Here is a 14,147-nt window from a genome sequence, read left to right as displayed (position 1 = left end):
CCTTGATACGGTCGACGAAACTGCGGCCTGGCTCACGGCTTGTCATGAAGCTCGCAATTCCGCGGCAGTCGAAGACGGCGCTGACGGGTTTCACCTGCGCGCGCGCTGTCCGCAGACAGAGCTCGAGAAGATCCTCCGCCCGATCGAGAAAGTCGGTATGCGGAAACTCCTTGAAGGCAATGATGACATCGGCGGCATCGACCATCTCAGTGGTGAGATGGCAATGCATGTCGAGCTCGGCCCCGATGACGCAATCGGGGCCGGCAAGCGCGCGGGCGCGCGCCATCAGGTCGCCCTCGCAATCATCATAGTCGCGCGCAACCATTGCGCCATGCAGCCCCAGCAGCACGATATCGACGGGCAGCGCCTCACGAAGCTGGCTAAGAATTTCATCCCGCAGGCTTTCATAGCCCTCGCGCGAGACGAGCCCTGCAGGCTCGGCCCATGTCGCCGTGCCCTCGATCAGGGTGTAGCCCTCGCTGGCAGCGCGGCTGCGGGCGGCGACCACCGGCGCCGAGCACAGCGTCGGCGTTTCCGGGTGCGTACCGGGCGGACAGTAGAAGGCCGCCTCAAAGGCGCTGCGATCGACGAAGAGCGGAGCGAAGGTGTTGGTTTCAGTCGCCAGCGATGCAACGAAGACGCGCATGCAGATAGCCCCCCGCTCGGCGACACGACGCAACCGCACCGTCCCGCTCCCCCGCCAGGATCTAACGGGAGGTCGCTTCCCCCTGTCAAAGCAGAGTGGTTTCTCCTGACGGAATAATGGCGTCTTGATCCGGAACGCCCCCGCGTCCGAAATGGTGCCACGCCGCTTCCTGTCGAGATTGGTTTCCCCAGCATGGCACGCCCCCGCCGCATCCTGCTCGCCGCGCTGTTTCACGAGACGCACAGCTTCATCGACGAGGTTACGAGCCTCGCCGACTTCACGATCCGGCGCGGCGGCGAGGTGTTGCAGCGGCGCGGAGACGGATCCACCCTCGATGGTTTCCTGGAGGTGGCCGAAGCCGAGGGGTGGCAGGTCGTGCCGACGATCGACTACACGGCCCTGCCCTCGGGCACCGTCGAACAGGCTGTCTTCGACCGCTTCCGGGACGAGTTCGACGCGGGGCTCAGGGCAGCGCTCGCGGATGGCGGCCTCGACGGCATCTGGCTCGCCCTGCACGGTGCCATGGTGACGTCGGCATGTCTCGACCCGGAGGGTGCTTTGCTCGCCCATATCCGTGCGGTGCCCGGCTGCGAAAACCTGCCGGTCTTCGGTGTCTTCGACCTCCACGCGAATTTCACCGCGGCCATGGCTGCCCACGCCAATGGCCTCGTCGCCTATCGCGAGAACCCGCACACCGATGCGCGGGAATCGGCCAAGCGCGCAGCGCAGCTGCTCGCACGGGCCCTGAACGAGAACAGCCTTCCGCGCATGTATTCATGCAACGCCCCCGTCATGTGGCCCCCGACAGGAACCGGAACGGCCGATCGGCCGATGCGCGAGCTTGAGGCCATGGCTCGGGCGATTGAAACCGACGATCCCGCGATCTGGGCTGTCAACGTCGTCGGCGGCTATTCATTCTCCGATGTTCCCGAGGCCGGCGTCGCATTCTGCGTGGTGACCACGGGAGCGGAAGCTGAGGCGCGCGAAGCCCTGGCGCGGCTCACTGAAACGGCCGTGGCCCTGCGCGCCTTCGGCCTGCCGAGCGAGTGGGATCTCGACGGCGCCGTCGCGGAGCTGCTGCGTCTCCCGGGCGGCCCCTTTATCGTCGTCGAGCCGGCGGACAATATCGGTGGCGGCGCGCCCGGCGACGGAACATCCGTGCTCCGCGCGTTCCTACGCCATCAGGTTGAGAACTGTGCCGTTGCCATTGCCGACGCCGCGGCGGTTGCTGCGCTCGCTGATGCCAGGCCGGGCGATGTCCGCTGGATCTCGGTCGGCGGCAAGGGGAGCGCCATCGCCGAAGGCCCGCTCGAGATCGAGGCCCGGTTCGTCAGTTCAAGCGATGGTGACTTTGCGCTGGAGGATCTGAACAGCCATCTCGCTGCCTCGCAGGGCGCCCATTTCAGCATGGGGCCCTCTGCCGTGGTGACTACTGGACGCGGGATCAGCGTGCTGCTGACCACCCGCAAGACGCCGCCCTTCGACCTTGGGCAGTTCCGCTCGCAGGGCATCCCCCCGGAGACCCTGAAGGCGATCGGCGTCAAAGCGGCCGTCGCGCATCGGCGTGCCTACGACAAGATCGCCAAGGGCAGCTACACGGTTGCAACACCCGGCCCCTGCACCAGCAAGATCGCTTCGCTGCCCTACACGCAGCTCCGCCGGCCAGTCTTCCCAATCCATCCGGATGACGCGCCGGACGACCGTTGAGCGGCCCCCGACGCCGGAAGCCGATGCGCGCTCAATTGCGCGGGTGCTGCCGGTGAGCTCATCCGGGTGTATCWCCAATGTACGCGGCCCTTGGCAGCGAGTTTGGAGAGCGATCATGGATGAGGACCGTTTCAACATGGCCGTCCGGAAGTTCCTGAAGGAGGTCGGGGTGACCTCTCAACGGGAGATCGAGCGCGTCGTACGCGAGGGAAACCTGCAAGGACGCGTCGTGCGCCTGCGCATGTCGCTTACGTCAGACGATGCGCCCTCGCTTCAGCATAGTGTCGAGACAACCATCGACCTCCGCTGAGGCGGCTGGCGGAGTGGCCCAGAACCCCCGCGGAAGCATCGGCAGCCGATCGCTTCACCTGGCTGCGAAGGTCGCCGCGTTCGCGCTCGCGAGCATTCGCCTGTAGCAGGGCGCTACCCAGCGATCAGGGAAGGCCTCATGCAATGCTTGAAATCTGTAATAGCTAAGCAAAATTCGACTTCTAATAGAATTTAATCAGATCCGTACACAATTGCCTCAGCGATTTGACATAGGTATTATTGAATAGAAAAATTGCCTCACCAAAGTAAATCGGAATCTCCGGCAATCCATCTATATCGACCTTTGTTACATTTGGCTCCTGCTCCCCCAGGCACCATTCCGGAATGATCGCAAAGCCGAGGCCAGCCTCGACACATCGCTTGACGCTCGAACTGCCCGACGTCGAGATCGCGATCTCCATTTCGGAATCCTGTGGCCTGAGATAATCGACCGCGAGATTGCGAAGGAGCTGGCCTGGCTCGTAGGTCACGAACGGCCGGCCTGTGGCCCAATCCTTGATGCTGCTCGGCGAAGGCGGGTCCCCCCAGGACGTCGGGAAGATCAGCGCCKGCCGATAGGTGCAGACGAGGTGCTGCGGAACGTTCGGGTCCCCGAAATACCGTTCGGTAATGCAGACATCCAGGCTGCCGTCCTTGATCAGTTCCGGGAGCGACGTGTCGCGCTCATAGGCCACGATCTCCACCTGGGGGTAACACTCACGGAAGCGGGCCAGGACCGGCGGCAGGAGATAGTAGAAGATGGCTTGCGGAAGCCCGATACGCAGGACCGGACGCTCCTTGTCCAGGGTGCGGTCGAGCCGGGCGAGCATCGTATCCAGCTCAGGCAGCAGCAACTTGTAGAGGCTGCGTCCGCGAGGCGTCAGAATAACCGTCTTCGCGCCCTGCTCCGAGACCACCAGGCGCTCTCCCAGAACCTGCTCAAGCCGCCGGACATGATTGGCGGCAGACTGATAGCTCATGCCGAGCTTGCGCGCGGCTGCGGAATAGGAGCCGTCGCGCGCAACGATGAAGAACGTTTGGATGAGCGTCAGGTTGGCGTCACGCATGGCAGCCCCTCCCAGGAAAGCGACCTGCATGTCCCACAGCAGAGCGATTTCCGCCACTTTCAAACAATGAGGCAAGTCGGCGCCGATCATTTGGATCGACCGGCCGGGCGAAGCGGAAGAGGTTCGGCGCACCTCTTCTGGGAAACAAGATCGCCGTCATGGCCCGCCCCTCCTCAATGCATGTCGCCGTGGTTGGCGCAGGAATCGTCGGTGCTGCCGCCGCCCATTTCCTCGCGGCCGCGGGCGCAAGGGTCACGTTGCTGGATGCATCGGGCCCGGCAGCCGGTGCGACCGGCGCATCCGACGGCGCGGTCTCGGTGGCCAGCAAGCGCCCGGGGCCGATGATGGACCTCGCCCGTCATGCCAGGGCCTTCTACGGCCAGTTGGAAGCCGACGGCCTGTTCCAAGGGCTGTTCCATCGCCGCTCGACCTTCCTGATCGCGCAGAACGCCCTTGAAGCGGAACTCGTGTCGCAGCACGGCGCTGACCTCGCCCAGGCCGGCGAACGCGTCATCGCGGTTGCGCGAGCCGACCTGATGAACCGCATCCCCGGTCTTGGCGAACGCGTCGCGGCCGCCCTCGAGATTCCCGATGACGGCCACGCCCTTGGATACCAGATCACCGAGCGCCTGCTGCAGCGGAGCGACATCGCCGTGCGGCGCCGGGCGTCGGTGTCCGAGATCGTGGTGCGGGATGGCCGTGCCGTCGGCGTCGCGCTCGCGGACGAAATCCTGCCGGCGGACGCGGTCCTTGTCGCGGCCGGTATCGGATCGGCCCATCTCCTGAACCTGGGCGACATCCTTATCCCGCGGAAGGGACAGATGGTCGTCACCGATCGGGCAAGTGCCGGGCGTCCTGCCATCGACGGGCATCTCATGGCCGCCTCCTATCTCGCGGCCAAGCGCGGCATCGTTCTGGACAGATCGCATATCGGCCTCGTCATCGACCCGCTGGTGACCGGCCAGTTCCTTCTGGGCGGCAGTCGAGAGGACAATCGCAGCGATCATCGAACAGACGCGGTGACCGTGTCGGCCATCTTGCGGGCAGCCCTCGATCTCTATCCACCGCTCGGGGCGCGGCGCGTGGTGAGAACATTCGCGGGCGTGCGCACGGCCTCGCGTGATGGGCTGCCGATCATCGGCAGGCACCCGCATGTCGATGGGCTCGTCGTCGCGACCGGTTTCGAGGGCGACGGCATCTGCCTTGGTCCCTTCATGGGCGAATCCGCCGCGCGAATGGTCCTCGACCGGCCGCTCGCCGCCGATCTTTCGATGCTGACACCCGCTCGATTTGCCGGGGTCGAGGCCTGCCAATGATGTCACGGATATTCTGGAACGATCGCGTCGTGCCCTTCCGCCCCGGCGAGACGATTGCAGCGGCCTTGGGCCGGGCCGGCATCCTCAGCCTCGGTCCGGAAGGCGCTCCGGTGCGCGGGCGTGTCTTCTGCGGCATCGGCGCGTGCCAGGCTTGCGTCGTCTCGGTCGAGGGTGGTGCACCGGTCGAGGCGTGCCTGACGCCCGCTAGGGACGGGTTGAGAATTGGGTCCATGCCTGCGGTTGGGGGGCGGAATGACTGACATTCCGATCCTCGTCGTCGGCGGCGGGCCCGCCGGAGCAAGCGCTGCGGCCACTCTCGCTGAGGCTGGATTGCGTGTGCTTCTGGTGGAGCAACGCGATCAACTGGGCGGCGCTATCCACCGCCAGGCGGCCCGCGGCGCGGCCCACGCCGTGCACACGCCCGCCCGGCACCGACGCAACTGGGCCGAGCTCGCCCAGCGTATCGAGGCTGCCGGCAGCCGCATCGAATTGCACACCGACACCGTCTTCCTGGGCGTCGACGGAGATGGCCGCCATCTCTTCGACGATCGGGCGGCCGGCAGGGTTTTTGCCCGCACGGTCCGCGCGGCAGTCATCGCTGTCGGAGCGGTTGAGAAGATCCATCCGTTCGAGGGCTGGGACCTGCCGGGCGTCATGACCGCGGGCGGAGCTCAGGTCCTGCTCAAGGAGACCGGCGTCCCACCGACGGGGCCCATCCTGGTCGCCGGAACAGGCCCCCTTCTTCTTGCCGTATCCGCACAGCTTGCCAAGGCGGGCAACCCGCCGGTCGCGGTGCTGGAGCGGGGGCGTCCATGGCTTCGCTTCAACGCCCTGCTGCAGATGGTCGGGGCAGGGCCGCAACTCGGCGAGGCGGCTTCCTACGCCGCCACGCTCCTGTCGCAGGGCGTCCCCTACCGGACCGGAACCGACATCCTCTCCGTTCGCGAGGATGATGCGGGTCTGGACATTCGGGTCAGGCGCAGTGGCTCCCTTCATCGTCTGCGCGCCCGGCATGTGCTGGTGCATGACGGCATCGAGCCCAACCGGGTCGGCATACCCCTTTCGGATCCCGGAGGGGCCGTTCCCGTTGTCCTTGCCGGCGACGGGCGCGAGGTCCTGGGCGCGGACGCGGCCATCCTGGATGGCCGCCGTGCAGCTTGCACGATCCTCGCGCGTCTGGGGATGCGGCGTCCCGACGGGCAAGTCGAGGCCAGGCTGACGGCGGCGCGGAATGTCCAGGCCGCCCTCTTCAACCTGTTCCGCTCCACCTTGCCGGAGCCAACCCCCGAGACGCTGATCTGCCGCTGCGAGGCGCGTCGCCTCTCCGACTTCAGATCGCTCCCGGACGATGCCTCGACTCGGGAGATCCGCCTCATGGGGCGGTTCGGGATGGGTGTCTGCCAGGGGCGTTTCTGCGGCCCGACGATCGCCGCCCTGCGCGGCGAGGCCGTGCCTTCGGCCATCCCACCACGTTGGCCCCTGCGGCCGGTGTCCTTGGCAGCACTTGCCGACCTGAAAACAGACGATCTGGAGTCCTAGACCGTGACCATCACCCTTGTGAAACGTCCCGCAGCCGCAACAGCATCCCCACAGATCGAGGTGTTCAATCCCTACTCGGGCGCCAGAATTGGTCAGGTCGCGGTTGCCGATGAGGTCGCGGTCGCAAAGGCTCTGCAAGGCGCGCGCCGGGCGTGGCGCGAGTTCCGCTTCAGCACTCCGGCGGAACGCAAGGCCTTGCTCTACCGCCTCGCGGAGCTTCTCGCTGATGAGGCCGACGATATGGCCAAAATCATCTGCGCTGAAGTCGGCAAGACGATCGCGGAGGCCCGCAATGAGGTCCGTCGCGCCCAGAACACCCTGCGCCTGTCCGGCGATGCGGTGACCGTGCTGCATGGCGAGGTGCTGCCGACGGCAATCGTGCCCGGCGCGCCCAGCAAGTTCGCGTCCATCACCTATGAGGCCGCCGGCGTGGTCGGGGCGATCACGCCCTTCAACTATCCGCTCAACCTGCTTTGCCATAAGCTCGGTCCCGCGATCGCGGCCGGCAACGCGGTCGTTGCCAAGCCGTCACCGAAGGCGCCGCTCGCGGCGGCGCGTCTGGCCGAACTCGCTGCCAAGGCCGGCTTTCCCGCAGGCCTGTTCACCGTCGTGCATGGGGGGGCCGAGGTCGCCGCGACCATTGCCGGCGGCGATATCGACATTCTGAGCTTCACCGGCGGACCCGCAGCCGGGCTAGCGCTGAAGAACGCATCCGGCCTGGTCCGTTGCCTGATGGAGCTCGGTGGCAATGACCCGCTGATCGTCATGCCCGACGCCGATCTGGACCGCGCGGCCGACGTCGCCATTGGCCATCGTTTCGAGATCGCCGGGCAAAGCTGCGCTGCGGTGAAGCGCCTCTTCCTTCACGACTCCATTCGCGAAACCATGCTGGAGCGCATCGTCGCGAGAATCGAGGCCGTTCGCACGGGCGATCCGGCCGATGCGGACACGGTCATGGGAACCGTCATCGATGAGCAGGCCGCCATGGAGGTGGAGCGGCGCGTCAGGCAGGCGGTCACCGATGGGGCAGAGCTGCTGGCAGGCGGCGTCCGGAAGGGGACGCTCTTTGCTCCGACGCTCCTCGACGCCGTGTCGGAAGGCACCGACCTCGTGCGCTCCGAAACCTTCGGCCCGGTTCTGGCAGTCCGCCGCTTCAGCGATGTCGGCAGCGTCATCGCCGAGGTCAGTGACGGCATCTACGGCCTCCAGGCCGGCGTCTTCACCAACGATCATGCGCTGGTCAAACGCTTCTCGCGCGAACTGCGCGTCGGCGGCGTGATGATCAATGAGGGCCCCGATTTCAGGGCCGAGAACGTGCCGTTCGGCGGAATCAAGTCCAGCGGCCTGGGACGCGAGGGCATCCACATGACCTTGCGGGAAATGAGCGAGACCAAGGTCGTCATCGACTGAGGCTTCGGGAAAAGGGAATTGCACAATGATCGATAAGCAACTTCGTCAGCGCATGGCTGGCGTCTTCACCGCTCTCGTGACGCCGTTCAGGAACGGCGCGGTCGATACCCCGGCGCTCGAAGCCTTGATCAAGAAGCAGCTGGAAGCGGGTGTGGCCGGGCTTGTACCGGTCGGCACCACGGGCGAGGCCGCGACCCTGACTGACAGCGAGGCAGAGGACGTCATTCGCACCACGGTCGCAGCGGCCAAAGGCCGAGCCTTCGTGATGGCCGGCGCAGGATCCAACGCGACGAACCTGGCCATCGGGAAAGCCGTGCGGGCGCAGGCGCTAGGCGTCGACGGCCTCCTGATCGTCACGCCCTATTACAACAAGCCTTCTCAGGCCGGCCTGTTCGACCATTTCTCCGCCATTGCTGCGGCGGTGGAGATCCCGATCATGCTCTACAGCGTGCCGGGACGCACCGGAGTCGAAATCGCGCCGGAGACAGCGGCGCGCCTGGCGAAAGCCCATACCAACATCGTCGGCATCAAGGAGGCCGGCGGCAAGGTCGAGAGGATTACCGAACTGCGCCGTGCCCTCGGTGAGGAATTCGTGATCCACTCAGGCGATGATGGGCTCACCCTACCCTTCCTCGCGGTCGGCGCCGACGGCGTGACGAGCGTCGCCTCGAACCTGCTGCCCAAGGACATCGTCGCTCTGCACAAGGCCTGGGTCACTGGCGAGACAGACAAGGCCCGGCGCCTTCATGAGGCTCTGTTCGACGTGATTGGACATCTCTTCATCGAGAGCAATCCAGTACCGCTGAAGGCAGCGCTCGCCCGCACCGGGGCCATCAGCGCCGAAATCCGTGCGCCGCTCGCCCCGTTGCGCCCGGAGAGCCTTGCGTCGCTCGAGGCGAGCCTCAAGACCTACGAGACAACCGCCAACATATAAAAAAACCGGTAGGAAGCGGGGCTACTCTCGCATTGTTCGCGAGGGTGGCTCGCCTACGCTGCCGTCAATCCGGATATCGGAGCAAGGCCGAGTACATCGGCGGGGAACGGAGTTTAGACCCATGAAACAAGTCCTTCGGGCAATCTGCGCCGCCGGCCTCTCGCTGCTGGCGCTTTCGGGAACGGCCAGAGCCGAGGATACCGTGGAAGCTGTGCGCGCTCGCGGCGTTCTGCGTATCCCGGGAATTCTCAACGAGGATCCCTATTTCAACAAGGATCCGCGGACCGGCGAATGGCGCGGCTTTGCCATCGAGATGGCCAGAGACATCGCCAAGACGCTGGGCGTCAAATTGCAGGTCGTTGAATCGACCTGGCCCAATTCGATCCTGGACGTGCAGAGCGGCAAGGCTGATCTGGCCCTGGGCGTCACCGCGACGCCGCAACGGGCGCTGTCGGTCGCGTTCTCCCAGCCGACCTATTTCAACAGCTTCGTCATCGTCTCGCCCAAGCCGGAATTGTCGAAGCGGAGCTGGGCCGAGCTCAACGATCCCAAATACACTTTTGCTGTCGATCTCGGCTCCTCCCAGGATCTCATCGCGCAGCAATACCTGCCGAAGGCAAAGATGCTTCGGTTCAAGTCCCGCGATGAAGCGATCGTCGCCGTCGTCACCGGCAAGGCCGATGGCCTCGTGAACACGATGCTCAACGGCCTCGTCATGGCCAAGAAGGCCAGCGGCATCGGCAAGGTCATGGTGCCGCAGCCCGTGCTCTCCACCCCTTCGGTGGTGGCTATGAACTGGGGAACCGACGAGAAGTGGAAGGCCTTCATCTCCTCCTGGGCCGAATACAACCGCCGCATCGGCAACAACCAGACCTGGATCGTGAACAGCCTGGAGCCATTCGGCATCACGCTGGACGATATGCCCGAAGGCTTCGGCTTCGGCGGCTGAACTCCCAGGCGGCCCGCGAGGGCCGCCTCCACGGAAGGCTGGAGAGAACATGTATACGTGGAGCTTTGCCCCGATCCTCCAGGCGAGCGATCTCTTCCTGTGGGGGGCGTGGATCACCGTCGTCTATACGATCGGCTCGATCGCACTTGGCCTGATCCTCGGCCTGGCGGTCTGCTTCGCGCGGCTGTCGGGCAATGGACCGCTGAACTGGTTCGCACAGGGCTTCCAGGAGCTGTTCCGGTGCACGCCCCTGCTCGTGCAGCTGCTCTGGATCTATTACGCCTTGCCGCTGATTCTCGGGATCGACATCCCGAACTGGGCGGCTGCGATGACGACGCTGTCGCTCTATGCGGCCGCATTCTATGCCGAAGTCTTCAGGGGTGGCATCGTCTCGATCGACAAGGGGCAATCCGAAGCAGGCGCCGCGATCGGCATGTCGGGATGGCAAGTCATGCGCCGGATCGTCCTGCCGCAGGCGATCCGCAGGATGATGCCCGCCTTCATCAATCAGTCGGTCACGCAGTTCAAGAACACCTCGCTCGTATCGGTCATCTCGGTCGCGGACCTCACCTATATGGCGACCGTCGTGAACGGGCAGACCTATCGCCCGTTGGAGGCCTATACGGCTGTCGCGATCCTCTATTTCGTCATCCTGTTCCCGGTCACGAAATTCGCCGACGTCGTCGAGCGCCGCATGCGCGCGGGCAATTGAGGAAAGGCGTTCCATGACCTCCAAACCTTCGTCGACCTCCAAGCCTTCGTCCGCTTCGTCCGGCTCCCTCCTGGAAGCCTCCGGCGTCACCAAGAACTTCGGGGCCCTGAAGGTGCTCCATGGCATCGACCTGGCGGTGAAAGCCGGCGAGGTCCTCTCGATCATCGGCCCTTCCGGCTCGGGAAAGTCCACCTTCATCCGCTGCATGAACATGCTGGAAAGGCCCGATGCCGGCGATATCCTCTTCCGCGGCAGGCGCGTTGGCCTGAAACATGTCGGCGATGCCCATTTCATGGGGCAGGGCGAGTTGCGGCGCCATGTCGGCATGGTGTTCCAGCACTTCAATCTGTTTCCCCACAAGACGGTTCTGGAGAACGTGATCGAAGGACCGATCATCGTGCAGCGCAAGCCGCGGGCCGAGGCCGTCGAGATCGCGATGGACTATATCGCGAAGGTCGGGCTTGCCGATAAGCGCGATGCCTGGCCGAACCAGCTTTCCGGCGGACAGAAGCAGCGCGTCGCGATCGCGCGGGCCCTGGCCATGCAGCCGGATGCCCTTCTCCTAGACGAAGTCACGAGCGCGCTCGATCCCGAGCTGGTCGGCGAGGTTCTCGGCGTCGTACGCAGCCTCGCGGATCAGGGAATGACGATGGTCATCGTCACCCATGAGATCTCCTTCGCGGCCGACGTGTCGGACCGGATCGTCTTCATGGAAGCCGGGCGCATCGCGGCGGAGGGCTCGCCGACCGATATTCTGCGCAGCCCGAGCAACGAGCGCCTGAAAGYGTTCCTGTCGCGCTTCCATGCCTGATGAACCGATGAACAGGCTTGGGGAGAAACACGGCCCGTTTTCCGTCGTGATCGTTGGCGGCGGCAGAATTGGCTCGGCGCTGGCGGTCCTGCTTCGCGAGGCCCCGGAGTTCGACGTCGTGATCGTGGATCCGACGGAGCCGGCTCGGGTAAGCGCTCGCAATCTCAATCTGCGCCTGGTGGACATCGATCCCGCCAACCCATCCAAGCTGGACAGCCTGCTGGCCCGGTCCGACGCGGTGGTGGCCGCGCTGCCATCATCCGCGACACCTCCCATAGCCGCGGCAGCCCGGCGCAGCGGCGTGCATTACCTTGATCTGAGCGATGATACGCCCGGCCTCGAGGCCGTTCGACGCGAGGCCGGGTCGGCCTCCAGCTGCTTCGTTCCGCAATGCGGTGTATCGCCAGGATTGATCTCGCCGCTGGTGCTGGACCTCTTGTCCAGGGGTGTGATGCAAGGCAGCGAGGTGAATGTCCGGATCGGCACCTTGCCACGGCATTCGACCAATCGGTTCGGCTACGGCCTCACCTGGGATGTCGATGCCCTGCTGCGCGAATATCTGCAGCCCTCGACCGCGTTGATCAACCGCAAGGTAACGCGCCTGCCTCCCCTGTCCGAGCAGGAGCAGCTCCGTCTCGACGACAGCCTCTACGAGGTCTTCGTTTCCGGAAATATCCCCCTGAGCCTGTGCACATGCCTGGAGGGGCGTGTCGACAGCCTGGTCTCCCGGACGATCCGCTATCCCGGCCATCTCGACTACATGAAGTTCCTGCTGGACGATCTGAAACTGCGGCACCGGGTGGATCAGCTGCGGAACCTCTTTCTGAACGCGCTCCCCGAGATCGACGACGACCGGCTCCTGGTCTTCATCACGGCCGTCGGCCTGCGGAACGGGCGGCGGATCGAACACCGGTTCGCGCGTCACGTCGTTCCCGCGACTGTCGGCACCGTTTCGTTGAGCGCGATGCGGCGGACTGCGGCATCCCATGTCGCCGCCGTCCTGGACCTCATTCGGGAGGGACGGCTAAGCGGCTGCGGACTGATCGCTCAGGAGGATATCCCGATTGACGCATTGCGCGCCAATCGCTTCCTCTCGTGGTTCTTCGACGGGATCACGACCGCCTCGGCCGAGCACTCGAGCCTGGAAACGGCATCGTGAACAGCAATCCCACTCCCGCGCGGACAAACGGCGTGGTCGCCGATCTCGGGATCGGTGTGCTCATGCTCGACACGCAATTCCAGCGTCTGCCCGGGGATATCGGGAACGGAACGACATGGTCGTTCCCGGTCCAGTTCCGGGTTGTGCGCGGCGCGAATCCCGCTGCGGTGGTCCATGGGCAAGCCGCGGGACTGCTCGAGCCCTTCATCGCTGCAGCGCTCGATCTCGTCGCGACCGGCGTGCGCGGCATCACGACGAGCTGCGGCTTCCTGGCGCTCCTGCAGAAGGAGATGACCGCGGCGCTGCCAGTGCCGGTGGCGACCAGCAGCCTGCTCCAGGCACCGGTGATCGAGGCGATGCTTCCCGCCGGCCAACAGGTCGGCATTCTCACCTTCGCAGCGGAAGCGCTGACACGAAGGCACCTCGATGCGGTCGGTGTCAGGACGGACACGCCGATCGAGGGCCTGGCGCCGGAGAGCCTGTTTCGCCGCGTCTATGGGGGCCAGGGCGGGATTTCGGATTTCGCTACGCTCGATCGGGAGGTCGTCGATGCAGCGCTGGCGCTCGTGGCCAGGCACCCCAATGTGGGGGCGATCCTGTGCGAATGCACCAATCTGCCGCCTCATGCCGCTGCGATTGCGGAGGCGACCGGACGACCGGTCTTCGACATCATCGGCTTCATCGACTGGTTCGCGCGCAGCTTGACGCCTCCAAGATATGTGCGGCGCTGAACTCCGGGCTCCGTCCCAGTCTGCGCTGGCGCATTCCGTCTTGACGCCCCCTCCATTTCTCCCTTGAATCGCCAGCTGGGGGCGTTGCAGGGCGGGTCATGCTGCGCGCTATTATTCTCTTCGTTGCGGCGCTGGCGCTCTCAGCGCCCACCTACGCCTACGACAATACGGTCAGCCGCGGGCTTGCCGACTTCCTCAACATCTTCAGCGAACAGGCGATCCCGCGCCAGATCGTGCCTTGGCGCGGGCAATACGCGCCCGGCACGATCGTCATTTCAACGAGCCAGCGGAGGCTTTTCTACGTGCTCGGGAATGGGCAGGCGATCCGCTATGGCGTCGGGGTCGGACGGCAGGGCTTTAGCTGGTCGGGGACCAAGATCGTCACGAGAAAGCGCGAGTGGCCGGATTGGCGGCCTCCCGCGCAGATGCTGAAACGCCGGCCCGATCTGCCGCGCTACATGCCGGGCGGCATCGACAATCCCCTGGGCGCACGCGCGCTCTATCTCGGATCAAGCCTGTATCGCATCCATGGCTCCAATGAGCCCAACACGATTGGGGCAGCCGTGTCGTCGGGTTGCATCCGGATGACCAATCGCGACGTTGTCGACCTCTACGATCGCGTCATGACTGGTACCAAGGTCGTCGTGCTGCGGTGACGGGAAGCCCCCGGATCACAGCATCATGAGCCCCGCATGCTACGCGAGAGCCGCGGGCCGCGCGGGCTACAATCGCAATCCGCCATCGACCGCGATCTCGGCGCCGTTGATATAGGCCCCCTCGTCGCGGCACAGCAGCAGCGCCACTCCGGCGCAGTCGCGTGGTGCGCCAATCCGCCCAAGCGGGACGCGCTCCAGGAC

At 65.2% G+C, this 14,147-nt stretch carries 16 protein-coding genes; 13 read left to right on the top strand and 3 right to left on the bottom strand.

Translation table 11 applies throughout. From position 1 onward, the window contains the following. A partial coding sequence (locus AC1D34_RS22740) for a M81 family metallopeptidase (RefSeq protein ID WP_476825409.1) occupies positions 1 to 646 on the bottom strand: 646 nt, incomplete at its 3' end. Between the two features lie 192 nt (positions 647 to 838). On the opposite strand from AC1D34_RS22740, the gene AC1D34_RS22735 reads away from it, so the two are divergent. Together AC1D34_RS22735 and AC1D34_RS22730 are read left to right on the top strand one after the other, a co-directional pair. After that, positions 839 to 2,353 (top strand): M81 family metallopeptidase, encoded by a 1,515-nt coding sequence (locus AC1D34_RS22735; RefSeq protein ID WP_476825407.1) that lies wholly within the window; start codon positions 839 to 841, stop codon positions 2,351 to 2,353. Positions 2,354 to 2,468: 115 nt separating this feature from the next. Next, positions 2,469 to 2,663 (top strand): DUF6494 family protein, encoded by a 195-nt coding sequence (locus AC1D34_RS22730; protein WP_441492115.1) that lies wholly within the window; start codon positions 2,469 to 2,471, stop codon positions 2,661 to 2,663. Between the two features lie 181 nt (positions 2,664 to 2,844). On the opposite strand, the gene AC1D34_RS22725 is transcribed toward AC1D34_RS22730, so the two are convergent. Then, complete coding sequence (locus tag AC1D34_RS22725) at positions 2,845 to 3,819, bottom strand: LysR family transcriptional regulator (RefSeq protein WP_476825406.1); 975 nt, start codon at positions 3,817 to 3,819, stop codon at positions 2,845 to 2,847. Positions 3,820 to 3,887: 68 nt separating this feature from the next. Between AC1D34_RS22725 and AC1D34_RS22720 the strand changes: the two genes are divergently transcribed. The 11 genes from AC1D34_RS22720 (at position 3,888) to AC1D34_RS22670 (ending at position 13,946) form a co-directional block, all read left to right on the top strand. Continuing rightward, positions 3,888 to 5,045: an NAD(P)/FAD-dependent oxidoreductase gene (locus AC1D34_RS22720; protein ID WP_476825405.1), complete on the top strand. Its 1,158-nt coding sequence runs from the start codon at positions 3,888 to 3,890 to the stop codon at positions 5,043 to 5,045. Beyond that, positions 5,045 to 5,305, top strand: a complete 261-nt coding sequence (locus AC1D34_RS22715; protein WP_476825404.1) for a 2Fe-2S iron-sulfur cluster-binding protein — start codon at positions 5,045 to 5,047, stop codon at positions 5,303 to 5,305. The genes AC1D34_RS22720 and AC1D34_RS22715 overlap by 1 nt, the downstream gene beginning before the upstream one ends. Continuing rightward, a complete protein-coding gene (locus AC1D34_RS22710) occupies positions 5,298 to 6,584 on the top strand; it encodes an FAD-dependent oxidoreductase (protein ID WP_476825403.1) in 1,287 nt (428 codons plus the stop codon). The genes AC1D34_RS22715 and AC1D34_RS22710 overlap by 8 nt, the downstream gene beginning before the upstream one ends. Before the next feature lie 3 nt (positions 6,585 to 6,587). Then, positions 6,588 to 7,994 carry an aldehyde dehydrogenase family protein gene (locus AC1D34_RS22705; protein ID WP_441492120.1) on the top strand — a complete coding sequence of 469 codons (1,407 nt, stop codon included), beginning with the start codon at positions 6,588 to 6,590 and terminating at the stop codon, positions 7,992 to 7,994. 25 nt (positions 7,995 to 8,019) lie between these two features. Beyond that, positions 8,020 to 8,928 (top strand): 4-hydroxy-tetrahydrodipicolinate synthase, encoded by a 909-nt coding sequence (gene dapA, locus AC1D34_RS22700; protein ID WP_441492121.1) that lies wholly within the window; start codon positions 8,020 to 8,022, stop codon positions 8,926 to 8,928. A gap of 121 nt (positions 8,929 to 9,049) precedes the next feature. After that, entirely contained in the window at positions 9,050 to 9,877 is an 828-nt protein-coding gene (locus tag AC1D34_RS22695) for a transporter substrate-binding domain-containing protein (RefSeq protein ID WP_441492122.1), read from the top strand. A gap of 49 nt (positions 9,878 to 9,926) precedes the next feature. Continuing rightward, the gene (locus AC1D34_RS22690) at positions 9,927 to 10,589 is read left to right on the top strand and encodes an amino acid ABC transporter permease (RefSeq protein ID WP_441492123.1); all 663 of its coding nucleotides are present in this window, start codon (positions 9,927 to 9,929) and stop codon (positions 10,587 to 10,589) included. 13 nt (positions 10,590 to 10,602) lie between these two features. Further along, on the top strand, positions 10,603 to 11,400 hold the full coding sequence (locus AC1D34_RS22685; protein ID WP_476825402.1) for an amino acid ABC transporter ATP-binding protein: 798 nt from the start codon (positions 10,603 to 10,605) through the stop codon (positions 11,398 to 11,400). A gap of 7 nt (positions 11,401 to 11,407) precedes the next feature. Then, positions 11,408 to 12,559 (top strand): saccharopine dehydrogenase family protein, encoded by a 1,152-nt coding sequence (locus AC1D34_RS22680; RefSeq protein ID WP_476825401.1) that lies wholly within the window; start codon positions 11,408 to 11,410, stop codon positions 12,557 to 12,559. Further along, positions 12,556 to 13,290: an aspartate/glutamate racemase family protein gene (locus AC1D34_RS22675; protein ID WP_476825400.1), complete on the top strand. Its 735-nt coding sequence runs from the start codon at positions 12,556 to 12,558 to the stop codon at positions 13,288 to 13,290. The genes AC1D34_RS22680 and AC1D34_RS22675 overlap by 4 nt, the downstream gene beginning before the upstream one ends. A gap of 98 nt (positions 13,291 to 13,388) precedes the next feature. After that, entirely contained in the window at positions 13,389 to 13,946 is a 558-nt protein-coding gene (locus tag AC1D34_RS22670; protein ID WP_476825399.1) for a L,D-transpeptidase, read from the top strand. 66 nt (positions 13,947 to 14,012) lie between these two features. Here the strand turns inward: AC1D34_RS22670 and AC1D34_RS22665 are convergent, their stop codons facing one another. Then, positions 14,013 to 14,144, bottom strand: a complete 132-nt coding sequence (locus tag AC1D34_RS22665; protein ID WP_476825408.1) for an SDR family oxidoreductase — start codon at positions 14,142 to 14,144, stop codon at positions 14,013 to 14,015. Between the last annotated feature and the right edge of the window lie 3 nt (positions 14,145 to 14,147).

The organism is Allobosea sp. P1_A7, from assembly GCF_056406775.1.
This window is presented reverse-complemented; position numbering and strand designations above follow the sequence as displayed.